Below are 26,385 nucleotides of genomic sequence, written 5' to 3'. Positions count from 1 at the left end.
TTTATTTTCCGATCTTCAATATGGCTAAAAACGCATCTTGTGGTAATTCAACATTACCGACTTGTTTCATACGTTTTTTACCATCTTTCTGTTTCTGTAAAAGTTTCTTCTTACGGCTAATATCGCCACCGTAACATTTTGCGATTACGTTCTTTCTTAACTGTTTAACCGTGGTTCTGGCAATAATGTGGACACCAATAACCGCTTGAATTGCTATGTCGAACATTTGGCGAGGAATTAACTCTTTTAGCTTATCAGCTAATAAACGCCCTCTTGACTGTGAAAAGTCTCTATGACAAATCATTGCCAATGCATCAACTCGTTCACCATTTAATAAAATGTCGACTCTTACCATATCCGCTTCTTGGAAACGGGTAAAGTTATAATCTAATGAAGCAAAACCACGACTGGTTGATTTTAAACGGTCAAAAAAGTCCATGACCACTTCAGCCATTGGTAAGTCATAACTTACCGCAACTTGTTTACCATGGTAACTCATCGCCGTTTGCGTACCGCGTTTCTCCATACACAAGGTAATAACATTACCTAGGTATTCTTGCGGTACTAATATGTCAGCTTTACAAATTGGCTCACGAACTTCAGCAATATCATTTACCGCTGGCATTTCTGACGGGCTATCAATACTGTGGATAGTGCCGTCTTTAGTTAATATTTCGTAGTTAACCGTTGGTGCGGTAGTGATTAGGTCAAGATCATATTCACGTTCTAAACGCTCTTGAACTATCTCCATGTGTAACATACCTAAGAAACCACAACGGAAACCAAGGCCTAATGCACTTGAACTTTCTGGTTCATAAAACAATGAGGCATCATTCAAACTTAACTTACCAAGGGCGTCACGGAAAGACTCGTAATCGTCTGAACTTACAGGGAATAGACCAGCATAAACTTGAGGTTTTATTTTTTGAAAACCAGGTAATGGCTCAACAGCAGCATTATTAGCTAAAGTGATGGTATCACCTACTGGTGCACCTAAAATCTCTTTAATTCCGGCAATAATAAAACCAACTTCGCCAGCCTTTAATATGCCTGTGTCGGTTTGTTTAGGTGTGAAAATACCGACTTTATCTACTTGATGAGAGTCACCTGTAGATAAGATTTTTAATTTGTCACCTTTACGAATAGAACCATGTTTAACACGAACCAAAGAAACAACACCTTGGTATGGGTCAAACCAAGAATCTATGATTAACGCTTGTAATGGTTTATCTAGGTCACCTTCTGGTGGTGGTATATGAAGAACGATGTCTTCTAAAACATCTTGTATACCTATGCCAGTTTTAGCTGAACATTGCACAGCACCAACTGCATCGATACCTATGATATCTTCAATTTCTTCAGATACACGGTCTGGATCAGCCTGAGGCAAATCAATTTTGTTTAATATTGCACGAACTTCTAAATTCATTTCAATAGCGGTATAACAGTTTGCAACCGTTTGCGCCTCAACACCTTGACCGGCATCAACAACTAATAATGCACCTTCACAAGCCGCTAACGAACGTGATACTTCATAAGTAAAATCAACGTGGCCTGGCGTGTCGATAAAGTTTAATTGGTAAATTTCACCGTCTTTGGCTTTGTAGTTCAAAGTAACACTTTGCGCTTTAATGGTAATACCACGTTCGCGTTCAATATCCATTGAATCTAGGACCTGTGCCTTCATTTCGCGATCAGCTAAACCTTCACAGAATTGAATAAGTCGGTCTGAAAGTGTGGATTTACCGTGATCGATATGGGCAATAATAGAAAAGTTACGAATGTTCTTCATAAATAGTGTGATATACCTGTGACGTTGCTATACAAGGTGCGTTTGAAGAAGAAAACAAACAGCATAAAATTATTTTCGATATAGCTCAAATTAGCTATATAACCAAAGGGCGAAATTTTACACTGATTTAACCGCTCACTCCAACTCTTTATGCTGGATCAGTTAAGTTTATCGATAAATAGTGACAAGAACGTGGGATAAAGGAAGTTGATCAGTCTAATTCGATGACAGCTTCTACCATTTTACCGTCATAAATACGAATAAGCACAGCTTGGTACTTATCAACATCTGAATTATTTAATAACTTTTTGGCTAATAAGAAACCTAAAAAGCCGCCTAAAAACGTAGCTAGAATAACGTGACCTTCTGTTATTTCCATAAACTGAGGTAGCCAAAGCTGTGTGGCAATCGCTGAAAATATAGCGATAAGTAATGGCATTAGGTATAGATAAAACGAACCTTGTAACAAACTTGATTCTGGAATGCCTATTTCTACCGACTCATCTACTTTGGCGTTTAAGGTATTTTTTACTTTATTAATAACGCTTTTACTAGAGAATGCTTTCGCTATCGTGCTTGTTCCGCAGTTACTTTTTGCAGCACACGCATTACAAGTCGACTTAATGGCGGTTTCAACAAACAACCAACCATCTTGAATATCTACCACACGGCCAATTTCTTTGATCATAACTAAAGACTTTTCACTGAAGATGCGACTTTATATGCGGTTTCAGCAGGAATTGTACCCACTACTGTCACATCAAAACCATCAGAACGAACCATCACAAAAGACATAGCGCCTTCTTGCAACACAAGCGGGCTGTTAAAACTGTCCAGTTGTCTTTGCACATAAATAGAAAACTCTACAAGGCCGTCACTGTATAAATAATAATCCGACACTTCACGAGTTATCGACAAATGATGTCTATCACTTTTAATTAATGAAAAACTGTTCGGTATCCAACTCATGTTCCAATTATTAGTTTCTTGATGCGTGGCAATTAATGAACTTGGTGGAGTTGGTAATGTATGTTCACCGAGTTTAATGATCTCTTCTGTTGGCTCTGCGAAAACAGATAAGTGGGTCATTAATATTTGTTCAATGACTTCACCCTTTTTATTTACAAAAGCCATTCTTAAAGGCAATGCGCTTTCTACATCAATCCAAACCCAATAATTATAGGCTGTGTCATCAATTGATTCTATGCGTATTAATTGCGCCGAGCGGCCACCAATTTGATTTTTACTCACCATAACAAACTGATAACTTTCAGATAATTGGTTTATATCTTGATAAAATATAGGAGGAATAAACTTACGAATACTGTCACTTTCAATACTGTAAGCTTCTTTATTTGGTTCTATAAAGGTAACGATTTGATTATGTCTAAGGTTGCTAACGCCTGTGCCAATTAAAGGCGAAATTCCTTCTACCTCTAACGGTTTTTCGCCATCAGCCTTGGCGTCAATAACACCATGAATCCAATTATAAGACTTAGTCTTATCGGCTTTCATAGTGACAATACCAGCTTGGAAGTTAGATTGGGTTAACGCGATTTTTAATTTTGCTAACCAGACTCCAGCATTTACTTTTTCACCCACAGAGGTCTTGGCAACAGGCGCATTAGCCGTTAATTCGGCTTGCTCTGTGCTGAGAGTCAGATCTGATTGCGCTAAAACATTCGTGCTAAAGCTGATTGTGCTAGAAAGAAAAACTAACGTTAAAAGTTTCTTAAAATTAACGCTGACAAGGTGATTAATATCTAAAGAGTAACGGTTCATAACAGAAATAATTTACCTTTAATAAAAACGAACGCCCGTTGTATAACGAGCGTTTATAAACTGTAGAAAGGCATGATAACGAATTTAATTAAGGTTCGATAACTTTTTTATCTTCGTTTGTTTCAGCCAGTTCTTTTTTGTCATCAATTACTTTCAATTGTTGTTGATGATCGGCAATTAATGCATTGATACGAGATTGCGTTAATTGACTCGCTGATGGTTTGTTTTGAACCCCAGTTGAACCTAAACTCACAGGAGCTACACCAGTAACTAAAGGTGTAGTTTGGGCAACTGGTGCACTATATTCGCTGTTTGACTGCGACATATTGTTCACACCAATGATCGCCACAAGAGCAACTGAAGCTGCGATAGCAAATTGTGCACTACTGCGGCCAGATGAACTTTGACCAAAGGACTTAACTTTCTGAGTCATGCGTGAGCGCCAATTAGCATGGGAGCTGATATCAACAACGCTAGACTTTTCAGTTACTGTGCTTTGTTCTGATGTACTTTGCTCAACGACTTCTTGCTCAACATTCGCAATAGCTGCTTGTATATTCGCAGCAAAACTACTTTCAATTTCAAGTACTTGTTCGTTTCTAAGAACATCACCAATTAAACTATAACGACTAAACGCATCAGTTTGGCTGCTTTGCTCAGAGGCTTGCTGCAAAGTAGCCTCTAACTCAGATTGATTAACTTCATCATCTAATAGGGCTGAAATCGATTCTAAATGTTTGTTCGTCATAAAATGACTGACTCCCAGAGTTTTACTGTGTTTAAACAAGAGCGATTACGGCTAACCTAACGTCAGTGAACCATAACTATGCATTAATTTACTTATTTTCTATTAAAGGCTGCAATTTTAAATCTATTGCATCCCGCGCTCTAAAAATTCTAGAACGAACCGTTCCGATTGGACATCCCATTGCATTGGATATCTCTTCGTAACTCATGCCATCTATCTCTCTGAGTTGAATTGCTACCTTAAGTTCCTCAGGTAAGCTCTCAATCGTATCAAAAATGACATGTTTAATTTCTTCAGTTAACGCTAAATGTTCTGGTGAAGCGTTTTCACGCAATGCTTCACTGGTTTCATAGTATTCAGTTTCTTCCGCGTCAACATCAACAGTGTAAGGTTTACGACCTCTTGCCATTAAATAATTTTTGGCACTGTTTACCGCTATTCTATATAGCCAAGTGTAAAATGCTGCTTCACCTCTAAATCCAGGCAACGCTATATATGCTTTAATAAAGGCATCTTGAGCTACGTCTTGTACATCTCCGTTATTACCTAAATAACGAGAAACTAAGCTAATTATTTTGTTTTGATATTTACGGACTAACAAATCAAATGCCGCTTTATCACCTGCTTGTGCTTTTCTTACTAAGCCTAAATCTTTTTTCTGCTCGCTCATCGAGCTACTACTCCCAGATTTAATATTGGTATAAGAGACTAAACATCTTATTTGAACCATTTCGTACAGGTATTCTAATCGGTATTAGACACATATCAAATAATAATTAATTCTTGAAATCTATAAGGAATTAATTACAAGTTGTTGTACTATTATCCTTTCTGTTGACACTATGACTAAGTAATTGTAAAAAAGTTCTTATTTATTTTGTTTTTTATAAAAAGATAAGTGAAATCAATAACTTTTATAAAAAATAAGTTCGAATATGAATGGATTACTTAGTAAAGTGATCGGATTCAAAATCTAATAGGTTTTTTTAATGCAAGATAATACTCAACATACAACAGATTGTTTAATTATTGGTAGTGGAGCTGCGGGTTTAACCTTAGCTCTAAGTATTGCTGATAAGGTAAACGTTATTATTCTAAGTAAATCGGCATTAAAAGAAGGCTCTACCTTGTACGCGCAAGGCGGTATTGCTGCGGTGTTTGATGAAAACGACAGTATTGAATCCCATGTACAAGACACCTTAATCTCTGGTGCAAACTTGTGTGATGAAAACGCCGTTTATTATACAGCCAGTCATGCAAAGACCTCTATGAAATGGTTAATCGACCAGGGCGTACCATTTGACCAGATTCAAGATAGTGACGGTTCAAAGCGTTATCACCTTACTCGCGAAGGCGGGCACAGTCACAGACGTATACTTCATGCAGCTGATGCAACCGGTAAAGCGGTGCAAACGACCTTATTAGACAAAGTAAAATCACATCCAAACATCCAATTATTTGAACGCTATAATGCACTTGATTTAGTTACAGGTTCTAAACTGAACTTAGATGATAATAAAATTCATGGTGCGTATATTTGGAATAGAAACCTTGAGCGTGTTGAGAGTATTTCTGCCAAGTTTGTCGCTTTAGCAACTGGTGGCGCGAGCAAAGTTTATCAATATACTTCTAATCCAGACATCGCCAGTGGCGATGGAATTGCCATGGCTTGGCGTGCAGGTTGTAAAGTAGCGAACATGGAATTTAATCAATTCCACCCAACAAGTTTATATCACGAAAAAGCTCAAAACTTTTTGATCAGTGAAGCCATGCGTGGTGAAGGAGCTTATTTAAGACGCCCTGACGGCAGTCGTTTTATGCCAGATTTCGACCCACGTGAAGAGTTAGCCCCAAGAGATATTGTGGCCCGAGCCATCGACTTTGAAATGAAACGTTTAGGTGCCGATTGTATGTACTTAGACATCACGCACAAAGAACCACAATTTGTTATCGAACATTTCCCAACTATATACGCCCGTTGTTTAAAGGTCGGTTTAGACATCACTAAAGAGCAGATCCCAATTGTTCCTGCAGCGCATTACACTTGCGGCGGTGTTATTACTGACTTAACCGGAAAAACCAATAAAGATAACCTATTTGCTATTGGTGAAGTTGCTTACACAGGATTACATGGTGCTAACCGCATGGCCAGTAACAGCTTGTTGGAATGTATCGTTTTTGCTCACGGTGCTGCACAATCTATCTTATCGACTTTAGCTTCAAGCCCACAACCTCCTGCTATCCCACTTTGGGATGACAGCGAAGTAACAACATTAGAAGAAGATGTGATCATAAGCCACACTTGGCACGAGCTTAGATTAATTATGTGGGATTACGTTGGCATCGTTCGTTCAGATCGTCGTTTACACAAAGCCTTAAAACGAATTGATTTAATCAAAAGTGAAGTGAATGAATTTTACGAGACCTTTAAAGTCAGTAATAATTTATTGGAGCTAAGAAATTTAGTATTGGTTGCTGAATTAATTGTCAGAAGTGCGTTAGAACGTAAAGAAAGTCGTGGGTTGCATTATAACTTAGATTACCCAGACACTTTACCAAGTTCGACTCCAACTATATTAACTCCTGATGGGCATCCTGAAATCTAGCAGCTAAGTAGGTTACGTCGATTTAATTCTTTTAATTATTCGTCGTAACCGCCTTGCCGATCCCTCGCTGACTTGATCAACAAAAATCACTTTCCAATAACGTTTTTGGCTAATTGGATTGATTATTCGTAAGTAAAAACAAAAAGGCCAGAAGTAACTTGTTGCTAATAGTTGACCGGACCTTGCGCTTTTTACCCAATAAATCTGACCTAATTCTGACAGTTGAAATACTTCTTCTTGCCCTTTTAATATCTGAGCCTTCAATTTGAGATCTTTTAAATTCTGTAGCCTTAACTTCTGATAGATAATATTTGGGGGATAAAAGCATAGTAATGAAAATAAAAGTGTAGACACAATCAAAGTAGATTTAATAACAAGAGGAATAAAATAAGGCCAAAAATAAACGGCTAAACAATACCAACATATTAAGACAGCATGTTGGATATATTTCACTTTAGAATACGGGCGTACACTAATCCGGTAACTAGCTATTAATTCATTCATTACCTAATAGTAGTACAGAAAAAATTATCTATGCAACGCCAGTAAACTCAGATAGTTATGTTTGTTAACTATTCTTTTAACACCATATCAATACACATAACAGCGGCTAAAATAAGCTTACGGATATTATCATCCGCTGGAATGTCAGGATTAATTTCTAATACGTAATTATCGGCACTTGTGAACATTTCTGCACCTAAACCGCCCCACTTTTTAGTTACATGCGCTAATGTTGTTTCACCGTTTCTAAAATAAAAATCCCAACCAATCCAATTCCCAGCTAAAGTACATACAACCTGTTCATTGTGATCTAACACATCAAACTTACCACCAATTGAAAATAGCTTTTGGGCAAAACTACCAATCAATTCATTGTTGTGATCTCTGACTTCAACTTTAGATAAGAATATAGATATACCGCGTTGAATTCTTACTATACGTTCATCGTTTGGTGTTTTGATTTGGACATCAAAAGGCGTCATGCTTTTGTAGTCTGTAAATCTGAGTGCTTTAGTGATCCAACCTAAACTAGGCTCACGGCACTCCATAATGATCTCACCAGATTCAGGATCGTGAATGTCATAGTTATTAGCGGCTTTAAAAATACCAACATGCTCTTTTACCAGATACAAATTCTTATTGATTACGTCTGTCATACTTCATCCTAATTGAATCTATTTATAGTTTATTTTTGAGCTTGAGCTTACTGAACTTCTTTTAAAGCTCTTCAAAAAATATCTACTGAAAATACAGCTAAACCTTTTGATAAACAACAATAAAGTTATTAGCTGGCATACTTTCGACTTGCAATAAACTTAACTTACCATCACTCCAACTAGGTATATCTTCCAGGTCTTGCATGCCGCCATAACCTTCACTGAAAAGCCATTGATCAAAGTCTCGATTGGACTCAGACGTATACTCACCATCTTGTTTAAATGGACCATAACAAACCAACTTTTGACCTTGGCTCATGGTTTCAACTAATTGCTTAATTAAATGCTGGGCCAATTCTTCACTAATAATGTGAAGAACATTGGCTGAATAGACAAGATCAAAGTCAGATGCCGTTATCGTGTCACGACCAATATGAAACGAAAAAGGTTTCAAATAATTTGTTAACCCCTGTTTTTGACTGACTTCATACCATTGTAAAGTAAGCGGTAACTTACTTGTGATCTCAGTTGGTTGCCAGGTTAGTTCTGAAACATGTTGGCAAAAATGAATACCATGTTGTCCAGGTCCTGAGCCGATCTCAACGACCTTGCCTTTTAGTAAATTTAATCTTTGTAAAGCGTCTAAAATATATTGTTTATTATTATCAGCTGCATTGTTTCTGGTTAGGTGAGCAAAAGGGTCTGTCATATTAAGGTCCATAATTGGGATGCCATATCCTAAGTTTATTTCAGCAAAAAGGCCAGTTGATGAATCAACTGGCCTTATAAAATTATCTAGCTATCAATAACTGAGCTGCACTTGTAGTAATGAGCTACAGGTTAGGACCAAGCCATAACTCTGCGGTTCTTTCATCCCAGCCTTTTAAGTCAGCATACCTTTGCGCTTGTTCTTTATCTATTTTACTCACAGCAAAGTATTTAGAGTCTGGATGTGAGAAGTACCAACCCGATACCGATGCCCCAGGCCACATAGCATAGCTTTCCGTTAAGTTCATGCCGATGCGCTTTTCCACATCCAACAATTGCCATAACTTAGATTTTTCAGTGTGCTCAGGACATGCAGGATAACCCGGTGCTGGACGAATACCTTGGTATTTTTCACGAATTAAATCATCGTTAGGTAAGGTTTCATCTGCCGCATAACCCCAATATTCTTTACGTACTTGTTGATGTAAATATTCGGCCAATGCTTCCGCCAATCGGTCTGCGATGGTTTTCACCATGATGTTATTGTAATCATCATGCTCAGCTAAAAACTGCTCTGCAAGTTCATCAGCACCAAATCCTGCCGTTACTGCAAACGCACCAATGTAATCGTCTAGCCCCGTTTCTTTAGGCGCAACAAAATCACTTAAACAATAATTTGGTGATGAGTTTCTAGTTTTCAATTGCTGACGTAATTGATGTAAAACGAGCTGAGTTTGTTTATCTTTACCACTTTCATCATTGCTATAAACTTCAATAGACTCATCTATGCTGTTAGCTGGGAATAGACCAAACACTGCTTTGGCTTTTAACTCACCCGTTTTTTCAAAACGATCTAACATTTCGTTAGCATCATCAAATACTTTTTGCGCCTGCTCTCCAACGACTTCATGTTTCAAAATTGAAGGATATTTACCACTTAACTGCCAGGTTAAAAAGTACGGAGTCCAGTCAATGTATTCACGAAGTGTTTTAATCGAGATGTCATGCCATTCATGAATGCCTAATTTTTTTGGTTTAGGTGGCTGATACGCATCCCAGTCGACTTTAAATTTGTTTGCTCGTGCTTGCTCAAAACTGATGTACTGCGTACTACTACGCTTACGATGATGCTGAATAACCACACGTTCGTAATCTTTTTCTAGCTGCTGTAAAAACGGTACGCGTAAATCCTTACTTAATAAGTTAGAAACCACGGAAACTGAGCGACTGGCATTAGGAACATAAACCACAGGATGTTCATAATGTTCATTAATTTTAACTGCCGTGTGCGCTTTCGATGTTGTTGCACCACCAATTAATAACGGTAAGTCCAAACCTTGACGAGTTAGCTCTTTTGCCACGTGCACCATTTCGTCTAAAGATGGCGTGATTAATCCAGATAATCCGATAATATCTACTTTTTCCGCTATCGCAGTGTCGATAATTTTCTGACAAGGCACCATCACACCAAGGTCAATAACTTCATAGTTATTACATTGTAAAACCACGCCAACAATGTTTTTACCTATGTCATGTACATCACCTTTTACGGTAGCCATTAAGATTTTACCGTTGGTACTGCCCTCTTCTTTTTCTTCTTCAATATATGGGTTCAAATAGGCAACGGCTTGTTTCATCACTCGGGCTGATTTTACCACTTGAGGTAGGAACATTTTCCCTTCACCAAACAAGTCACCAACCACATTCATGCCATCCATAAGTGGCCCTTCGATAACCTGTAATGGTCGGTCAAAGTGTAATCGAGCTTGTTCAGTGTCTTCTTCAATAAACTGAGTAATACCTTTTATTAGCGCATATTCCAAACGCTTAGTGACTTCCCAACCTCGCCACTCTTGAGTTTCAGCTTCAACCGCAATGCCATCTCCACGATATTTAGGCGCTAAATCAAGTAGTCTTTCCGTTGCATCGTCACGGCGGTTTAAAATTACATCTTCAACCGCATCTCGTAATTCAAGAGGAATATCATCGTAAACACCTAACTGTCCGGCATTAACAATCGCCATGTCCATACCCGCTTGAACCGCGTAATACAAAAATACCGAATGCATAGCTTCACGCACCGGGTTATTACCACGAAATGAAAACGAAACGTTAGATAAGCCACCAGATATTTTGGCGTGAGGTAAATACTTTTTAATGTCTTTAATGGCATCGATAAATGCCACGGCATAGTTGTTGTGTTCTTCAATCCCTGTGGCAACGGCAAAGATATTAGGATCAAAAATTATATCTTGTGGTGGAAAGTCTAATTCACCAACTAATAGCTCGTAAGCGCGTTTACAAATTCTGAACTTTTCTTCACGGGTTTCCGCTTGGCCATCTTCATCAAACGCCATGACAACAACCGCAGCACCATAACGTTTTAGCTTTTTAGCGTATTCTAAAAATGGCGCTTCTCCCTCTTTCATCGAAATAGAGTTGACGATTGCTTTACCTTGAACACATTTAAGTCCAGCTTCGATAACTTCCCATTTTGATGAGTCCAACATAATTGGTACACGAGAAATATCAGGTTCAGATGCAATTAAGTTACAAAATTTACGCATGGCCGCTACTGAGTCCAACATAGCTTCATCCATGTTGATATCGATAACTTGTGCGCCACTTTCAACCTGTTGACGAGCTACATCTAATGCAGTTTCGTAATCGCCATCAAGGATCAAACGTTTAAACATAGCGGAACCGGTAACATTGGTTCGTTCACCTACATTTATAAATCTACTGACTAATTTTTTTGTCATATTTTTGTATCCACATCTAACAAACTCTTAAACAGAGCTAGATAGTAATTCTTATAAGTTAAACGCTTCTAGGCCGGAAAGGCGCATTAATGAGCTTTTTTCTTTTGGTGCTCTCGGCGTATTACCTTCAACCGCTTTCACCATAGCACTGATATGTTCAGGTGTTGTTCCGCAACAACCACCAACAATATTGATAAGTTGGCTGCTTGACCACTCAGCAATATGCTCTGCCATTTCGTCAGCTTCTAAGTCGTATTCACCAAATTCATTTGGCAAGCCTGCATTTGGATGAACAGAGACAAAACACTCACAAATGGACGACAAAGTATCAACATATTGGCGTAATTGGTCAGGTCCTAACGCGCAATTTAATCCAACAGATATTGGATTAACATGACAGATTGAATTATAAAATGCCTCTGTAGTTTGACCCGACAATGTTCTGCCTGAGGCATCGGTTATGGTGCCAGAGATCATGATAGGTAAACGTTGACCGGCTTGTTCAAAAGCTTCTTCAATTGCATATAAAGCGGCTTTTGCATTTAACGTATCAAATATTGTTTCCACCAAAATAATATCAGAGCCGCCAGACATCAAAGCTAATGTAGCAGTAACGTAATCGTCAACCAACTCATCGAACGTGATATTCCTAAATCCAGGGTCGTTTACATCTGGAGAGATAGATAGCGTTTTTGATGTAGGACCTAATACACCAGCGACAAAACGAGGTTTTTCTGGTGTTGATATTTCATCACAAGCTTCACGAGCTAGTTTAGCTGCTGCAAAATTAATTTCTTCGGCAAGAGACTCCATTCCATAATCGGACATAGATGTTTTGGTCGAGTTAAAGCTATTTGTTTCGATAATATCTGCGCCAGCTTTAAGGTATTGCACATGAATGTTTTTAATAATGTCAGGCTGAGTAAGTGCTAATAAGTCGTTATTGCCTTTAACTGACGTTGGCCAGTCAGCAAAACGAGTGCCTCGGTAATCTTCTTCTTCTAGACCGCACTGTTGGATCATTGTGCCCATAGCACCATCTAAAATTAACGTTTTTGTGTTTAACAATTCAGTTAATAATTTGGTTTGATTTGGACGCATGTTGCCTTTATTAATCATTCTGTTTTCCTGCACTTTTTATCTAGTACTGTTTTATATAGCGTTCTTATTAGCTCATATTTTGAGAGCATATTTTGCACTAAATTCTTATGCGTTGTTCTGCACTTTATGTTTAATCCTACGTTTTAGGCAAAATTATCGGTGCGAACATTTTCACTAACTTGGCTCAGATTATATGGTGTTTTTTGATACACGTTATAATTTAACCAATTACTAAACAATAAATAACCATGAGCTTGCCATGATTTTTCGGGGCCAAGGTTCGGATCATTGTTTGGGTAATAATTCACAGGTATATCCGGCGCTAAACCAGCTTCTAAATCGCGAACATATTCATCATGTAACGTTGCTCTGTCGTACTCAGGATGTCCAGTAATAAATACTCGAGTACCTGACTGATTTTGCATTAAATAAGCACCAACTTCATCAGAGCCAGAAATGGTAATTAAGTCAGGTTCTTGATTTAGTTTATCAATTGGAACTTCACCATAGCGTGAATGTGGCGCAAAAAATACATCATCAAAACCACGCATTATTGGTGCTTTAGATTCCCATTTTTTGTGTTTATATATCCCACTTAGTTTTGTATCACGAATTTCATGTTTAATACCATAGTGATAATAAATTGCCGCATGCGCTGCCCAACATAAATATAAGGTTGATGTCACATGCTGTTCGGCCCACTCCAATACTTCTTTCAGCTGTGGCCAATAAGTTATGTCTTCGTAATTTTTTAATCCAAGCGGAGCACCTGTAATTATTAATCCGTCGTAATTTTTATCTTTAATATCATTAAAATAACGATAAAAATTATCTAAATGCGCTTCTGAAGTAGTTTTAGCTTGATGCTCTAAACGTACCAGCTCGATATTAACTTGCAGAGGTGAATTAGATAATAAGCGAACAAGCTGAACTTCAGTGGTTATTTTATCAGGCATTAAATTCAATACAGCAACCTGCATAGGACGAATATCTTGAGTATCCGCTCGATGTGCAGGCATAACATAAATATTCTCCTGCTTTAAAGCATCAATCGCAGGTAATTTATCCGGAACACGAATAGGCATGAATAAAACTCTATGGATTAAAATAAGTTGTTCTAGAGATTACTCAATTTATTATCAAAGTCAACATCTAGATGTTTAGACGTCTAAAATAAAAATAGACAAAAAAAACGGTGATTATCATCACCGTAATAAACAAGTTTGGTTCATCGAATAGAACCTTTCCCTGTTAGCATATCAATTATGACCATAGGAGCGGCCAATAAGACGTAAAGTAAAGGGATACCTTTACTATTTGCACTTTCCAATTTAACAAACCTTGCTACGATAAAAGCGATAAAACACCAGCCAATGTAGCCGAATAATATGAGTAAAAATGAATCCAAAACTTTTCCTTATAACTAAACTTTAACTATCAGCATAGTACAAATTTCAGACTACAATAGTCAGCTTCGTGTAATTCATCGTTTAATTGTCGATAACTAGTATCTATATTTCAGCAAATATACTTTTAAAAAAGTAGGTATTACCAGAAATAACGACTATATTATTTAATGCTAACTAACTCTAATTCCTGTTATTTTTTTAGAGTAAGTTCAAATAATAAATATAATAAATCGGAACTGTTAATGTACTTTTATGCTGCTCGACAACCAATACTAGATGCGGAAAAAAAACTTTTTGCTTACGAGTTACTTTTTAGAGATAGCGTAAACAATGTGTTTCCTGATATCGATGAGGATGAAGCAACAACACGTATGATTGAAGGTTCCGAGTTCAATTTAGGCTTGGCTCATTTAACCAATAATAAACCTGCATTTATTAATTTTACTCTCGATACTATTCTTGAGAATTATCCTTCTATGTTACCGCCAGAAACCTTAGTCGTAGAGATACTGGAAACAGTTACCCCCACAAAAAAGTTACTAGAAGCGGTTAAAGTATTAAAACAGCAAGGTTATGTCTTAGCACTTGATGATTACGAACATAAACCAGTGTGGCGTCATTTCTTTCCGTTTATTGATATTGTAAAAATTGATCTTAGGGCTATGAACTTTGACGATGTTGAACAAGTTATGCTCGACCTTGCAGAGTTTACCCATATAGAATTTTTAGCAGAAAAAGTGGAAACCTTAACTGAATTTGAGCAATGTAAAAAAATGGGATTTAAATACTTCCAGGGTTATTTTTTTTCCAAACCTGAAATAGTAAAAACTAAAACCTTATCGCTAAACCAATTAAAACTTTCTGAGTTGTTAGCTGAAACCTCATCAGAACAAGTTAATGTACCGAAAATAACGGAGATGTTTGAAAGTGATATAAACCTTTCATACAAACTACTAAGGTACTGTAACTCGGCCGCGTTTAAACTAAGAGCCGACATCTCTACGATAAAACAAGGCATAGTGATGTTAGGAAATTATGAGCTTAAAAAGTTCCTATCTTTGCTATTCATAGCCTCAATCAGCAGTAATAAACCACAAGAATTATTACGACTTGCTATGGTGCGCGCCCATTTTTGTGAAAACCTAGCGGAATTAGATCAAAGTTGTGATTCCAGCATGGCGTTTTTAACTGGCATGCTGTCATTGATCGATGCCATATTAGACCAAGATATCAAAACAGTAATGGAGCAATTACCTTTATCCTCTGAAATTAAAGAAGCGTTAATTAATAAGAAAGGGAAATTAGCCACATTTTTGAATTTAGCCATAGCGTATGAACGTGGTGAATGGGAACAAGAGTCGATATTAAAATCGTCACTGCAATTATCTGAAGCTCAAGTACCAACTATCTACGCTAAGGCAATTAATTGGACCCATGATCAAATATCATTTATTGGTGACAACGATTAATACACAAATATAAAAAAGGAGCGTCAGCTCCTTTTTTATTGATAATATAACAACTCAAAACATAGTCACTCAGCGGTTAAGAAAGGAGTAAGTTTTGCCACTAACTTAGTTCCAATACCTTTTATATTAACAAGCTCATCTAACGACGTTAACTTACCGTTCTGGTTAATATAACTAACAATCGCTTGCGCTTTTTTCGGACCAAGTCCTTTTATTTTTGTTAGCTCTTCAACACCGGCTTCATTAACATTTAACTTACCCTGAGTTTCCATGCTTTCATCAATGGCCACGTATGGCTCATTGAGTTCCACTGCAAAACTAGGTACTGAACAAGTGATTAATAAAGTAAATATAATTAATGTAAATGTCATTTTATTCATGTTTCTTTCCTTTTATTATGAATTACCCAATAAAGGTATAAAACAACATCTGAATTTTGGCAAACTTAATTATTATTTATTTAATATTTCTTCCAACACCTGTTTTATCGAGTCGCCTATTTGGGCAAAGAACACACGCCTATGACTGGTTTTGCGCCACACTAAACTTAAGGTTCTGCTAGCAGTACTATCTTCAATTGGTTCGCAACTTAATGAACTATTCACTAATAACCCTGAGTTAATAGCTAACTGCGGTAAATATGTTTCTCCAAAATGTCCTTCAACCATAGCAAGTAGAGTGTTTAAACTGCTTGCTTGAAAGGGATGTATATTTGCATCATCCGTTAACTTACAGCCTTTAATCGTATGGTCTGAAAGGCAATGTTCTTTTTCTAATAAGTACACGTTGTCATTTTGTTTATTTGGGTGAAATACTTTTACAAACGGGTCTTTGCATAGACTAAGTTCAACAAATTCATTGGTTTCATAAGGCGTTGCCATTAGCACTAAATCAAGGCGACCTTCTCGTAATAAGCTTAAACAATTTTCAGTTGTATCTTCTCGTAAAAACAACTTTAAGTTCGGATAGTCTTTAACACAGCGTTTTATTAATGGTGACAATACAAATGGAGCAATAGTTGGAATAACACCTATCTGTAACTCGCCGGAAAACTCATTACCTTGTGCACTAGATGTTGCAACTAAATCTGCACTTTGCTCGAGTATAATACGAGCTTTATTGACCACATCAATTCCCAAAGGGGTAAATACAAATGTCTTATGATCTCTTTCAATTAATTGCGAGTCTAACTGCTCTTCCAACGCCTGAATGGCACTACTTAATGTAGATTGAGAAACAAAGCACTTTTTCGCCGCATGACCAAAATGACCAGTATCAAATAAGGCAACCAAATATTTTAATTGTTGTAACTTAGGTAACTTCATTACTTTCCCTGACAAATCCAATAGAATAATTTTTAATTACGGTTAACTTGTGTTTTATTTAACCATTTCAGTGTAGTATTTAACAAATGGTCGACTTATCGCTTTTAATCACCAACCTAGCGCATAAGTTAACATAATTACTATTTATTAATTAAACTCTCATTTACTTTAATTACTAGGACAAGGATGATGATGACTTCTAAATATACAAAGCTTATTGCTTTATCTGCTGTTTTATTTTCAGTTACCCTATTCACGGTTCCTGTAGTTAAAGAATATGCATGTCAAACGGCCAGCAAACTTACTGGTGGAGATTGCTCTCCAGCTCAAGTAAAGAGTCTAAATTGGTGGGATTGGCTAATAAGCAGTGAGTCATCAAAGTTTCATTTTTTTCAATTATTAGAATTAATCCATAACTACGATGATGCATCAACGTCCATATCTGATAACCAAGAATTACGTCAGCACAGCTAATGTCAAAGAAAACACCGTTTAAAACTGCCTTTAAAAGTGCATTATCTGCATTGTTTGGGGTTCAAAACTCTAGTAAACATAAAGAAGATTTTGAATCTGAAACACCATTCCCATACATTTTGGCGGGTGTTATTTTGGTGATTGGCTTAGTGTTAATGCTAGTTGCAGTAGTTAGTGCGGTTGTACCTTAACGATACAAGATTACCTTCCACAATTGATTCGATTACTTCTTTTCTAACGCTTTATTATTATATAGCGCAAAAATCTCAGAAACCTTGTCACGTTTTTTGCCATTTTGGCTAATGCTACGTGCAACCTTTACAAAGCTTTGTTCAGCTTCATCGTATAACTTCCTAGTTAGCACGGTATCGTGATTACTCACAAGCACAGGGATATCACGTTTAAATGCGGTTCTTTCAGCTAATTTAGCTAACTTAGCTTGTGCATTGGCGTCAAAACCACCTGTTGCATAAGAGGTGAAATTTGCGGTTTCGGTTAAAGGTGCATACGGAGGATCACAATAAATCACATTACCTTTACGCGCTCTGGCAAACACCTTAGAGTAATCTTGGCATACAAACTTAGCTTTTTTTGATTTCTCTGAAAATTTAAAAATCTCTTCTTCAGGAAAATACGGTTTTATATACGAACCAAAAGGGACGTTAAATCCGCCGGATAAGTTGTAACGACATAAGCCATTAAAACCATGACGGTTCAAATATAAAAACAATAATGAGCGATAGTAAGGATCGGTGGTTTGGTTGAATTCACTACGCAAACCATAAAATGCGTCTTTGCAGTTATTAGATTGTACAAATAAAGTTTTAGCGTCTTTAACAAAGGTTTTAGGACGAGATTTAACTATTTTATATAAATCTATCAGATCTGGATTTACATCATTTAATAAGTATTTATCAAAGTCTGTATTTAAAAATACCGAACCGGCTCCAACAAAAGGCTCAACCAGTTTATTTCCTTCGGGTAATCTTTCTTGTATCTGTTCAATAAGTCCATACTTGCCGCCAGCCCATTTTAAAAAGGCTCTGGTTTTCTTTTTCATCTGGCGTTCTACTACTTTGGTTTAGCGTGATCAAACGCTAATATTTGTTGTTGGATTACACTTATTGATTTAGCCCAAGCATTAGGGGCTATAGATGCAGCGGTTTTTCTTGCTTCGTCGATAGTGTCAAATAAGCCATAAGTAACCACTAACCAATCGTTGTTATTTCGTCTTATTTTATAAATACGTATTTTCTTTCTATCATAGGAAATCGATTCTAAATATTTACCTAATACCGGCTCACTACTAACCGCAGTAAGTTGTAATACAAATAACTCTGCAGGCAGAGAAAAGAACTCTTCGTTGTCGATATTATAAGGGTTAGCTTTCGCTTTTTGCTCGGCAACTAATGCAGAATCTTCTTTCATTAACTGATCTAATGTCGGTTCAGCGTCAATCTTAGCTAACTCATTACTTTTCTTATTAACAGCAGGCTGTGTTTTTTGCGCTTGCTCGCCCTCTGGGTATAAGAAAAAGTCCATATTGATTGGTTCATCTTGAGGCGTTGAATTTTTTACTTTTGAATTAACTGTACTGTCTTGTTCAGTCGCTGCTTTTGAAGTGCTATCGTTTAAAGCCGTATCTTCTTTATTAGCCTGTGTTTCGTTTGGTTTGGTTTCTTTCTGTTTGGTTAATTCGGCTAAGATCAAATCTGTTGTGGGATTTTTATCTACTTTCTGATTACCGGAAACTGGTTCTTCATTCATTAATTCGGAAAAAATTTGTTCTGAACTGGCTGTTCGACTGATCACGACTCTTGCCATTTTCTTTTCAGGTATCACGACTTCAGAAATGGTCTCATTGTTATCACGTTTGCTTTGTTCTAACGCGGCATTAGACTCAGTCATATTATGCCAAGGCTTAACGACGTCAGATTGTACGGTAAGCGACCCATTGTCTGTTATTTGTTGGTTTGAAATGATCCCCATGCGGTAAAGATATATACCTAAGGCTAATAACAAACTACAAGTTACTAATATAGACACCCATAATTTAATATTAAAAGGTTCGCCTTCGCCAGAACGATTATCGCCAACGTCGTTATAAGCTAAGAGCTGTATTGGTAGCCCGGCTGAGTTTTCTATCCAACGTTTAATACGAGTATTAGTTTGGGCAGGAATATCAATAACGTACTGAGCTAATAATTGATAACTTTCTTGTTTTGTTAACAAAGGAACTGGGAGAATAACCAGAAAGTTAGACTTAACATTCATTAAAGTCGACGCGATGGTTTTATCGAAAGTCATGACTAACTTAAGTTGAATGCCTAAGTTGCTAGCTTCACTGAACAATTGTAATAATTCACCAATGAGTTTGCCACTTAAGTAATGCGCATTATCAATAGCGATTAACATTTCACTATTGTTATTAAACTCAATAAATGAGGTTAATAGCGGCATTTCAGGGTCAAATAATATATTGCCAAAAAGCTGTTCTATGATGCGACTGCGTATTTGAATGTCGTTAATTGAGCGAGCTGCAGTTAAATAACATTTATTACCGTTAGGGGATGTAAGCGTTAATACTTCTTCAATTAGTATTGTTTTACCAATGCCCTGGCAACCTTCAATTGCAACAATTTTAGATTGCGTTAAGCCCGCTTGTACTTTTTTGATAAAAGCATGGCGTGAGGCTGGAATATAAAATTGTTCTGTATCGGTATTCACTAAGGTCATTATAAAATATTTTTTAATTCACTTTCAGTTACATCGTTAACTAGTATCGCTTTACCTATCTGTTTCGGCAATACAAATCTTATGGTATCTGCCTGAACTTTCTTATCTTTTTTCATATGCACAAGATAATTATCCAATGTCATACTTTTAGGTCCCTTGCTAGGTAAACCGAAATTTTGGTTCAGGTTTGTTACTCTTAATACGTCGTCAGCCGTTAACCAACCACGTAGTTGTGCTAATTCACTTGCTTGAACCATGCCAACTGCAACAGCTTCACCGTGCAGCCAAACGCCGTAGCCCATTTCAGCCTCAATGGCATGACCAAATGTATGGCCTAAATTCAACAAAGCACGAACTCCTGACTCTTTTTCATCTTGAGCAACAATATCAGCTTTATTTTGACAACAGTTCTTAATGATATTGATCAGGTAACTGGTGTCCATGTCATTAATGGCTTTATGATTTTTTTCTAAGTATTCAAAAAATTCAATATCACCTAATACGCCATATTTAATAACTTCAGCCATACCAGCTGAGAATTGTTTTTTAGGTAAGCTCAGTAGAGTGTCTATATCGATGATCACGGCTTTAGGTTGATAAAAAGCACCAATCATATTTTTGCCAAGAGGATGATTAACCGCAGTTTTACCACCGACCGATGAATCTACCTGGGATAATAAAGTCGTCGGTACTTGAATAAAGTTAACGCCACGTTGATATGTTGCCGCAACAAAACCGGTAATATCGCCGATAACACCGCCGCCTAACGCCACTAATGTGACATCACGACCATAGTTATTTTCTAATAAATAACTCATGATCTTTTCATAACTGGCTAATGTTTTAAACGACTCACCATCTTCAATACTAAAAATTTTAACGTCAAAATCATTTAACGCACTAAGTATTTTATCTGAGAATAATGGTTCAAGTGTCGTATTTGTGATCACAACTACTTTTGTACCCTTAATATGAGGCACAAAAAAGGAGCTATCACTGATAGCTCCTGATTTTATATAAATTGGATAGCTGCGTTCACCTAAAGAAACCTCTACTGTTTCCATTTTGACAGCTCCCTTTATATTAAAAGTCTAATTTTTTGATGATATCGTTTGCAACAACTCGTGCACTTTGCTCGTCAGTTTTTACAACAATATCAGCCACTTCTTCATAAAGTGGGCTACGTTCTTCAGCTAAACGGATTAATACGTCACGAGCTGGTTCTTCAGTCTGTAATAAAGGACGGCGTTTGTCTCTTTGCGTACGAGCAACTTGCTTTTCAATAGGCGTTTCTAAATAAACGACTATGCCACGAGCTGATAAACGGTTACGTATTTCTTTACTTACAACGGAACCACCGCCCGTTGCCAATACAATACCTTGCTTTTCCGTTAGCTCAGAGATAACAGATTCTTCTCGAATTCGGAAGCCTTCTTCACCTTCGAGATCAAATACCCAAGCGATATCTGCACCAGTACGGCGTTCTATTTCTTGATCAGAGTCAACAAATTGCAAGTGCAATTGCTCGGCTAAGTGTCTACCGATGGTGCTTTTACCAGCCCCCATAGGACCCACTAAGAAGATGTTTCGTTTTTCAGCCATATTACCTAATTCAAATACTATTATTAAATTACTACAAAAATCTTGACGTCTTTCACACGTCCACGAAAAATAAGGCGCGAATTATCGCAAAAAAACGCTATGAAAAGCAAGCAATGGTTAGATTTTTAAATATCATTCACAATTAGAGGGGTTACAAAAATCAATAACTCTCGTTTCTCCGTGAATTTTGAATCCGTTCGAAATAACCGTCCTAGGTATGGAATATCCCCCAACCAAGGCACTTTAGTCACAGACTCAATTACTTGTTGTTGATATATACCGCCTAAAACAATGGTTTCACCATTTCTTACCGACACTTTAGTTTTTATTTGTTGGGTATCGATTGCAACAGCAGGTCCTGTCGATGTGGTAACAATATCACCACGAGCGTCTTGTGTGATGTTAAGTTCCAAGATGACATTATTATCTGGAGTGATCTGCGGTGTTACTTCAAGGCTTAGTACTGCTTTTTTAAAAGCAACACTCGTAGCGCCATGAGCTGCAGTTTGAACATAAGGTATCTCAGTACCCTGCTCAATGCGAGACATGTTCTGATTAGACGCTAATATCCTAGGGGATGCAACAATTTCACCTTTATTTTCTCGTTCTAACACTGACAATTCTAAATCTAATAGGAAGCCATCTGATAATTTAGCTAGTTGTAGCGCCAAACTACCTGCAGGACTAGCCACAGGCAAATTAACATTGAGCCTATCAGTAAAGCTTTGTTCAGAGCCTTCACTTTGAATTTGCTCGGCACCACTTAACGTTCCCGAATAAGTATTCTGCGTATTGCTTTCTACTGAAGAGCCAGACATCCCCCAACGAATCCCCAGTTGTTCGTCCATATTATCTCGTACTGTGACCATCCTGGCTTCGATTAACACTTGTTTTACTGGAATATCTAACTTTGTTATCGCTGCCTTCAAGGTTGCCAATCCTTTAGCTGTATCTCTTACTAGTAACGTATTGGTTCTAGTATCTATCGTCACCTGCCCTCGATTTGACAGTATGGAGTCGGTTCCCGTTTTAATGAGCTTGCCGAGGTCTTCGGCTTTTGCATAATTGATTTGAATAAACTCAGACAGAAGAGGCTCAAATTCATCTAGTTTGTTTTGCGTCTCCAATTTAGCGGTTAACTGGAGGTCTGATTCTTCCAATGTGTTTATCAGTAATATATTACCTACCATATGTTTATGTAACCCACATAGGTTTAACACTATGTCTAACGCTTGCTGCCAATGTACATTGGACAGATTTAGGCTAATCGTTCCAGTTACATTTTCTGACATAACTAAATTGAGCTTTTGAGAATCTGCAATGCTTTGTAGTGCTGACCGCACCGGGATATCAATAACTTTAAAAGACAGAAACTCTGACGTTTTAATCTGCTTGGTGCTTGGTTGTTTGGCGTCTATTTCTTTCGCCTCTAACAAGCCGATGGAATTAATGACTAGAGTAAACACGGCTAAAAATCTAATTAAGTTTCTCGTCACACGCTTAGTAAAAGGCTTAGCCGAATGCTTAAACGAATGCTTAGATAAGTGCTCGATTAAATACTTAGAGAAATGATTAATGAAATTGGATAAGAAAGAGAGCGCCCGATAATATAATTTGAGTATCATTTTAACATCCTTGTTAGTTATTTAACCCAAGCTAGTTAATTCACCAACCAAAGGGCCTAGTTAATGTAACTTTGTGTCACTCAGTAATTGATCTTTTGAAAAGAACACTCTGATGAGTCCCCAACCGATGCAATAAAACTATTTTCAGATATAGCGGTAATTACTAATTCAGAGTGGGTTATTGAGTCACCCTTTCTTACCTTGTCTATTAACAACTTTGAATTTTGAACTAATATCCAAGTCTCACCCTTAGCTTTAAATACACCCAAATACTTAATTTTTTGCGACCACTCGTTGCAAATTAGTGGCCCATAAGAGCCTTTATTAAAGGTTGATATCTCTTTATCTTCAGAGCGATTAGCAACAAGGTTACTACCAAAGCTAAACAAGTCTCTGGTGATAGGTATTTTCTGTGTTTTGTAAATCAATTCAGGGTATTGCGTAACATCTAAACTAACAGCTTGTTTTTGTGCAACAGCAAAACTAGAAAAAGCGAGCGACAATATCAATAGCGGAACAAGGAAGTAACTCAGTTTATCTTTTAACGTATGAGGACATTGTTTATCGGCGTAACAATACATTTCAGTCCCAATCCATATTTAACATAACAATATCTAAATTGAGATCTAAGGAAATTTCTGCCGCTGTGTTATTGCCACTGTTAGAGTTTGAATCGCTATGCATATTAAATTCAGAAATTGCCACAAGCCCGTAATACTGGCCGATATACTCAAATAAGTTAATCAACTGCTGATAAGTTCCAGTAAAATATAAGCTAACCGCTTGAGTTTTTTGCTCATCGTCTTGTTTTAACTGCCCCCAAACTACTTTATTCAGCCGTATATTATGCTGTTTGCTCCAATTTTCTATTTGGGTGATCAGGTTGGTGGTGACTAAATAATCTGGCTCATTTATAACAAAAGGCATTAACACTCGTTTTAAATGCTGTTGTAATTCCAGTAATTTAGTTTGTTGTATTAAAAGCTTTTTTCTGGCTTTTATATCTTGTTTGGTTTTAGTTATTTGCTCCTTCAAATCTGAGCTGTTTTGTAAGTTTGGATAAACCAACAGTAAAGTGCCAGCGACAATTAAAACCAAAAATACAATCAAACTAGATAAGGCTCTATATTTTGCATGGCTAAATACAATATAAGGTAAATGCAAAGGAATGGTTAAGTGAACACGATTACCAAACATGCCCTACACCTCAAGCTTATTGTTCAATAAAACATAAATTTCAAAATACTTACTTATTTCATCGTCAAACGAGACATGTTTTGAATTGAGATCACTCTGTAATGAAGGGGGATTTTTTTGCAATGAAAAACTTATTTTAGGTCGTTTAAATAATCCAAACTGCCCAAGTTCGTCTAGAAAGTCAGTTAACGAATTATTAGAATGGCTTATCCCTTTCAACCAAAGCTGATCGTCCTTTAAGTGAAGTTCAGTTAATACTATTTGCTGTGGTAATAATTCATCTAACGCCGCAAGCAATTCACTGGCTTGATAATGACTCAGTAATATCTTTTTAATCTGCATGTATTGCTGCTGATAAATACCTAAGCTTGCAATAGATATTCTCTCTTTTGTCGCAGGCACCCTAGTCTTATTCAAAGATAAAATATCGTGCTGCAGTATCGCAGTTTGTTTCATGACTTCGGTTTGAGACCAAGTATATAAAGACCATACCAAACATAGAGCCAGTAAAATTGCGGCGCAAACATTAACCACAAATTGTGCAAAGTGATGTTGCCTCTGACTAGAGCGCCAACGAATTAAGTTTATATTGATCATTAAACTAACCCCCTAGCAGCCAAACCTAACGCTACTTGAAAGCTACCTTGCACCGACATAAGGTTTTGTTTTGCCGAACTCACTTTATTATCAGAGGCAACAAGTCGGTTTAACGGCTGACACACCTGAATATTTACATTTAGTGAATTGGTTATATAAGTGACTAATTCAGAAAAATGAGAACCCCCGCCAGAACAAATCCAATGCTCAATAAGTTGTCCATCAAAAATAGCTAGGTAACTTTGTTGGCAGTGCCGAAGTTGCGCAAGTAATTTTTCTATTGCACTAATATTTAACAAGGCATTCTTTTTTGCTGTCGCGTTTTTTTCGTCCGCATTTTTGTTTATTAACTGGGATACGCCTATGTTTAACTCTCGGCTAAAAACTAACTCGCCATCTACCAACATCATAAATAAGGAAGTCATCTCGCCAATATGAAGGTTAGCAAATACACCTATTAAGTCCTGTTTAGCCAAAGAAAACTCTAATTGTAAGCTTCTAGTAATAGCGTGACTTTCTAAATCGACAACGGCAGCCTCAAAACCACAACGTTTTAGTGCTGCAGTTCTGCTATCAATTAAATTCTTTTTAGCCACAACAACAAAAACATCTTTTAAATTTTCATCAATTTTATTTTTCCCCAGCACCACAAAATCGATATTTACTTCACCAGCCATTTTCTCGGTGACTAACTTCAAATTACCATAAAGGTAATATTCGATTTCTATCTCACTCAAAGAGCGGTCAACTTGGATGACTTTAGTAATAACTTGAGAACCCGTTATGGCAATAACGGCCTTTTTGACAGGTTTAGGTATGAATTGACGTAATGATTTCAAAGCACTTTCAAACTCATCGACACCATAAACCTCTTTATTTTTTAACGTTCCTTGCGACAAAGGAACAATAACTAGCGACATTAACCTCATTTCACCCGCCAATTTAAACAATACAATTGCCTTAATTGAGCTAGAACCTATATCAATTCCCAAATAGAGTTTCTCCCTACAAACTAGGTTTTTAAGTGCTTTAAGCCACATATCCCATCTCCTTTAAGTCGCAATTTAAGACTAGAATATAATTACCCAAAATCAATACAAAAATGATATTTAATTTTTCCCTTATCATTTGCCACTACATAGATTAAAATTCCTGTCTCTTTTTTATTCAGTTTTGATGTATTTGATGATTTGGCTTAAACGACTTTTTAAACTTTTCTTATTGGGCATGCTCGTAGGACTTATTTTAGTAATTGGTTTTTATTACTATATAAAAGATGAATTACCGACTGA

General features: G+C 37.0%; 24 protein-coding genes and 1 pseudogene. 4 read left to right on the top strand and 21 right to left on the bottom strand.

The window, feature by feature from the left end; genetic code table 11:
• Nucleotide 1: 1 nt before the first annotated feature.
• The 5 genes from lepA to rpoE form a co-directional block, all read right to left on the bottom strand.
• A complete protein-coding gene (gene lepA / locus BTO11_RS06790) occupies nucleotides 2–1,792 on the bottom strand; it encodes a translation elongation factor 4 (protein WP_105051896.1) in 1,791 nt (596 codons plus the stop codon).
• Between the two features lie 211 nt (nucleotides 1,793–2,003).
• Nucleotides 2,004–2,480 (bottom strand): SoxR reducing system RseC family protein, encoded by a 477-nt coding sequence (locus BTO11_RS06785; RefSeq protein WP_105051895.1) that lies wholly within the window; start codon nucleotides 2,478–2,480, stop codon nucleotides 2,004–2,006.
• A gap of 2 nt (nucleotides 2,481–2,482) precedes the next feature.
• Nucleotides 2,483–3,574 (bottom strand): MucB/RseB C-terminal domain-containing protein, encoded by a 1,092-nt coding sequence (locus tag BTO11_RS06780; protein WP_105051894.1) that lies wholly within the window; start codon nucleotides 3,572–3,574, stop codon nucleotides 2,483–2,485.
• Nucleotides 3,575–3,662: 88 nt separating this feature from the next.
• Complete coding sequence (locus tag BTO11_RS06775) at nucleotides 3,663–4,322, bottom strand: sigma-E factor negative regulatory protein (protein WP_105051893.1); 660 nt, start codon at nucleotides 4,320–4,322, stop codon at nucleotides 3,663–3,665.
• Between the two features lie 88 nt (nucleotides 4,323–4,410).
• Nucleotides 4,411–4,992: an RNA polymerase sigma factor RpoE gene (rpoE, locus tag BTO11_RS06770; protein ID WP_105051892.1), complete on the bottom strand. Its 582-nt coding sequence runs from the start codon at nucleotides 4,990–4,992 to the stop codon at nucleotides 4,411–4,413.
• Between the two features lie 319 nt (nucleotides 4,993–5,311).
• Between rpoE and nadB the strand changes: the two genes are divergently transcribed.
• Nucleotides 5,312–6,928: an L-aspartate oxidase gene (gene nadB, locus BTO11_RS06765; RefSeq protein WP_105051891.1), complete on the top strand. Its 1,617-nt coding sequence runs from the start codon at nucleotides 5,312–5,314 to the stop codon at nucleotides 6,926–6,928.
• A gap of 572 nt (nucleotides 6,929–7,500) precedes the next feature.
• On the opposite strand, the gene BTO11_RS06755 is transcribed toward nadB, so the two are convergent.
• The 5 genes and pseudogenes from BTO11_RS06755 to BTO11_RS06735 all read right to left on the bottom strand — a co-directional run bounded on the left by BTO11_RS06755 (nucleotide 7,501) and on the right by BTO11_RS06735 (nucleotide 13,744).
• Entirely contained in the window at nucleotides 7,501–8,088 is a 588-nt protein-coding gene (locus BTO11_RS06755; RefSeq protein WP_105051889.1) for an LURP-one-related family protein, read from the bottom strand.
• Between the two features lie 97 nt (nucleotides 8,089–8,185).
• Entirely contained in the window at nucleotides 8,186–8,797 is a 612-nt protein-coding gene (locus BTO11_RS06750; protein WP_181135861.1) for a DUF938 domain-containing protein, read from the bottom strand.
• 124 nt (nucleotides 8,798–8,921) lie between these two features.
• Nucleotides 8,922–11,564 (bottom strand): annotated as a pseudogene (gene metH, locus BTO11_RS06745) (methionine synthase); the annotation flags it as partial.
• A 45-nt stretch (nucleotides 11,565–11,609) separates the two neighbouring features.
• Complete coding sequence (locus BTO11_RS06740; protein WP_181135954.1) at nucleotides 11,610–12,659, bottom strand: homocysteine S-methyltransferase family protein; 1,050 nt, start codon at nucleotides 12,657–12,659, stop codon at nucleotides 11,610–11,612.
• A gap of 143 nt (nucleotides 12,660–12,802) precedes the next feature.
• Nucleotides 12,803–13,744 (bottom strand): homoserine O-succinyltransferase, encoded by a 942-nt coding sequence (locus tag BTO11_RS06735; RefSeq protein WP_105051885.1) that lies wholly within the window; start codon nucleotides 13,742–13,744, stop codon nucleotides 12,803–12,805.
• 566 nt (nucleotides 13,745–14,310) lie between these two features.
• On the opposite strand from BTO11_RS06735, the gene BTO11_RS06725 reads away from it, so the two are divergent.
• Nucleotides 14,311–15,537, top strand: coding sequence for an EAL and HDOD domain-containing protein (locus BTO11_RS06725; protein ID WP_105051883.1), 1,227 nt, complete (start codon nucleotides 14,311–14,313; stop codon nucleotides 15,535–15,537).
• A 65-nt stretch (nucleotides 15,538–15,602) separates the two neighbouring features.
• Here the strand turns inward: BTO11_RS06725 and BTO11_RS06720 are convergent, their stop codons facing one another.
• Both BTO11_RS06720 and BTO11_RS06715 read right to left on the bottom strand, forming a co-directional pair.
• Nucleotides 15,603–15,917 carry a ComEA family DNA-binding protein gene (locus tag BTO11_RS06720; protein ID WP_219846458.1) on the bottom strand — a complete coding sequence of 105 codons (315 nt, stop codon included), beginning with the start codon at nucleotides 15,915–15,917 and terminating at the stop codon, nucleotides 15,603–15,605.
• A gap of 72 nt (nucleotides 15,918–15,989) precedes the next feature.
• A complete protein-coding gene (locus tag BTO11_RS06715; RefSeq protein WP_105051882.1) occupies nucleotides 15,990–16,862 on the bottom strand; it encodes a hydrogen peroxide-inducible genes activator in 873 nt (290 codons plus the stop codon).
• Between the two features lie 192 nt (nucleotides 16,863–17,054).
• Between BTO11_RS06715 and BTO11_RS06710 the strand changes: the two genes are divergently transcribed.
• On the top strand, nucleotides 17,055–17,336 hold the full coding sequence (locus tag BTO11_RS06710; RefSeq protein WP_146105467.1) for a hypothetical protein: 282 nt from the start codon (nucleotides 17,055–17,057) through the stop codon (nucleotides 17,334–17,336).
• The gene (locus tag BTO11_RS06705; protein WP_105051880.1) at nucleotides 17,336–17,527 is read left to right on the top strand and encodes a DUF2970 domain-containing protein; all 192 of its coding nucleotides are present in this window, start codon (nucleotides 17,336–17,338) and stop codon (nucleotides 17,525–17,527) included. Before BTO11_RS06710 ends, BTO11_RS06705 begins: the two co-directional genes overlap by 1 nt.
• A gap of 32 nt (nucleotides 17,528–17,559) precedes the next feature.
• Here the strand turns inward: BTO11_RS06705 and BTO11_RS06700 are convergent, their stop codons facing one another.
• From BTO11_RS06700 to pilM, 9 genes are all read right to left on the bottom strand, one after another.
• Nucleotides 17,560–18,396: a Dam family site-specific DNA-(adenine-N6)-methyltransferase gene (locus tag BTO11_RS06700; protein ID WP_105051879.1), complete on the bottom strand. Its 837-nt coding sequence runs from the start codon at nucleotides 18,394–18,396 to the stop codon at nucleotides 17,560–17,562.
• Between the two features lie 11 nt (nucleotides 18,397–18,407).
• The gene (locus BTO11_RS06695; RefSeq protein WP_105051878.1) at nucleotides 18,408–20,072 is read right to left on the bottom strand and encodes an AAA family ATPase; all 1,665 of its coding nucleotides are present in this window, start codon (nucleotides 20,070–20,072) and stop codon (nucleotides 18,408–18,410) included.
• The gene (aroB, locus tag BTO11_RS06690) at nucleotides 20,072–21,136 is read right to left on the bottom strand and encodes a 3-dehydroquinate synthase (protein ID WP_105051877.1); all 1,065 of its coding nucleotides are present in this window, start codon (nucleotides 21,134–21,136) and stop codon (nucleotides 20,072–20,074) included. The genes BTO11_RS06695 and aroB overlap by 1 nt, the downstream gene beginning before the upstream one ends.
• A 19-nt stretch (nucleotides 21,137–21,155) precedes the next feature.
• Entirely contained in the window at nucleotides 21,156–21,674 is a 519-nt protein-coding gene (aroK, locus tag BTO11_RS06685) for a shikimate kinase AroK (protein ID WP_105051876.1), read from the bottom strand.
• Nucleotides 21,675–21,799: 125 nt separating this feature from the next.
• Entirely contained in the window at nucleotides 21,800–23,299 is a 1,500-nt protein-coding gene (locus tag BTO11_RS06680) for a type IV pilus secretin PilQ (RefSeq protein WP_105051875.1), read from the bottom strand.
• A gap of 80 nt (nucleotides 23,300–23,379) precedes the next feature.
• Nucleotides 23,380–23,880 carry a hypothetical protein gene (locus tag BTO11_RS06675; protein ID WP_105051874.1) on the bottom strand — a complete coding sequence of 167 codons (501 nt, stop codon included), beginning with the start codon at nucleotides 23,878–23,880 and terminating at the stop codon, nucleotides 23,380–23,382.
• A 1-nt stretch (nucleotide 23,881) separates the two neighbouring features.
• A complete protein-coding gene (gene pilO, locus BTO11_RS06670) occupies nucleotides 23,882–24,496 on the bottom strand; it encodes a type 4a pilus biogenesis protein PilO (protein ID WP_105051873.1) in 615 nt (204 codons plus the stop codon).
• Nucleotides 24,497–24,499: 3 nt separating this feature from the next.
• Nucleotides 24,500–25,093, bottom strand: a complete 594-nt coding sequence (locus BTO11_RS06665) for a PilN domain-containing protein (RefSeq protein ID WP_105051872.1) — start codon at nucleotides 25,091–25,093, stop codon at nucleotides 24,500–24,502.
• A complete protein-coding gene (pilM, locus tag BTO11_RS06660; protein WP_105051871.1) occupies nucleotides 25,093–26,133 on the bottom strand; it encodes a type IV pilus biogenesis protein PilM in 1,041 nt (346 codons plus the stop codon). The genes BTO11_RS06665 and pilM overlap by 1 nt, the downstream gene beginning before the upstream one ends.
• Nucleotides 26,134–26,385 lie beyond the last annotated feature (252 nt).

Source organism: Psychrosphaera saromensis (assembly GCF_002954545.1).
In the GTDB taxonomy this organism is placed as follows: domain Bacteria; phylum Pseudomonadota; class Gammaproteobacteria; order Enterobacterales; family Alteromonadaceae; genus Psychrosphaera; species Psychrosphaera saromensis.
Note: the sequence above shows the minus strand (reverse complement) of the source record. Positions and strands in the feature narration are given on the sequence as shown.

What these genes read in the sequence shown, in the direction of transcription:
- BTO11_RS06785 (WP_105051895.1), bottom strand. Translation starts at nt 2,480, where the DNA reads ATGATCAAAGAAATTGGCCGTGTGGTAGATATTCAAGATGGTTGGTTG.
- BTO11_RS06675 (WP_105051874.1), bottom strand. Translation starts at nt 23,880, where the DNA reads ATGTATTGTTACGCCGATAAACAATGTCCTCATACGTTAAAAGATAAA.
- BTO11_RS06720 (WP_219846458.1), bottom strand. Translation starts at nt 15,917, where the DNA reads ATGAATAAAATGACATTTACATTAATTATATTTACTTTATTAATCACT.
- BTO11_RS06705 (WP_105051880.1), top strand. Translation starts at nt 17,336, where the DNA reads ATGTCAAAGAAAACACCGTTTAAAACTGCCTTTAAAAGTGCATTATCT.
- BTO11_RS06775 (WP_105051893.1), bottom strand. Translation starts at nt 4,322, where the DNA reads ATGACGAACAAACATTTAGAATCGATTTCAGCCCTATTAGATGATGAA.
- BTO11_RS06780 (WP_105051894.1), bottom strand. Translation starts at nt 3,574, where the DNA reads ATGAACCGTTACTCTTTAGATATTAATCACCTTGTCAGCGTTAATTTT.
- BTO11_RS06680 (WP_105051875.1), bottom strand. Translation starts at nt 23,299, where the DNA reads ATGATACTCAAATTATATTATCGGGCGCTCTCTTTCTTATCCAATTTC.
- BTO11_RS06750 (WP_181135861.1), bottom strand. Translation starts at nt 8,797, where the DNA reads ATGACAGACCCTTTTGCTCACCTAACCAGAAACAATGCAGCTGATAAT.
- rpoE (WP_105051892.1), bottom strand. Translation starts at nt 4,992, where the DNA reads ATGAGCGAGCAGAAAAAAGATTTAGGCTTAGTAAGAAAAGCACAAGCA.
- pilO (WP_105051873.1), bottom strand. Translation starts at nt 24,496, where the DNA reads ATGTTTGGTAATCGTGTTCACTTAACCATTCCTTTGCATTTACCTTAT.
- BTO11_RS06710 (WP_146105467.1), top strand. Translation starts at nt 17,055, where the DNA reads ATGACTTCTAAATATACAAAGCTTATTGCTTTATCTGCTGTTTTATTT.
- BTO11_RS06755 (WP_105051889.1), bottom strand. Translation starts at nt 8,088, where the DNA reads ATGACAGACGTAATCAATAAGAATTTGTATCTGGTAAAAGAGCATGTT.
- aroK (WP_105051876.1), bottom strand. Translation starts at nt 21,674, where the DNA reads ATGGCTGAAAAACGAAACATCTTCTTAGTGGGTCCTATGGGGGCTGGT.
- lepA (WP_105051896.1), bottom strand. Translation starts at nt 1,792, where the DNA reads ATGAAGAACATTCGTAACTTTTCTATTATTGCCCATATCGATCACGGT.
- BTO11_RS06735 (WP_105051885.1), bottom strand. Translation starts at nt 13,744, where the DNA reads ATGCCTATTCGTGTTCCGGATAAATTACCTGCGATTGATGCTTTAAAG.
- pilM (WP_105051871.1), bottom strand. Translation starts at nt 26,133, where the DNA reads ATGTGGCTTAAAGCACTTAAAAACCTAGTTTGTAGGGAGAAACTCTAT.
- BTO11_RS06700 (WP_105051879.1), bottom strand. Translation starts at nt 18,396, where the DNA reads ATGAAAAAGAAAACCAGAGCCTTTTTAAAATGGGCTGGCGGCAAGTAT.
- BTO11_RS06725 (WP_105051883.1), top strand. Translation starts at nt 14,311, where the DNA reads ATGTACTTTTATGCTGCTCGACAACCAATACTAGATGCGGAAAAAAAA.
- BTO11_RS06665 (WP_105051872.1), bottom strand. Translation starts at nt 25,093, where the DNA reads ATGATCAATATAAACTTAATTCGTTGGCGCTCTAGTCAGAGGCAACAT.
- BTO11_RS06695 (WP_105051878.1), bottom strand. Translation starts at nt 20,072, where the DNA reads ATGACCTTAGTGAATACCGATACAGAACAATTTTATATTCCAGCCTCA.
- BTO11_RS06715 (WP_105051882.1), bottom strand. Translation starts at nt 16,862, where the DNA reads ATGAAGTTACCTAAGTTACAACAATTAAAATATTTGGTTGCCTTATTT.
- nadB (WP_105051891.1), top strand. Translation starts at nt 5,312, where the DNA reads ATGCAAGATAATACTCAACATACAACAGATTGTTTAATTATTGGTAGT.
- BTO11_RS06740 (WP_181135954.1), bottom strand. Translation starts at nt 12,659, where the DNA reads ATGCGTCCAAATCAAACCAAATTATTAACTGAATTGTTAAACACAAAA.
- aroB (WP_105051877.1), bottom strand. Translation starts at nt 21,136, where the DNA reads ATGGAAACAGTAGAGGTTTCTTTAGGTGAACGCAGCTATCCAATTTAT.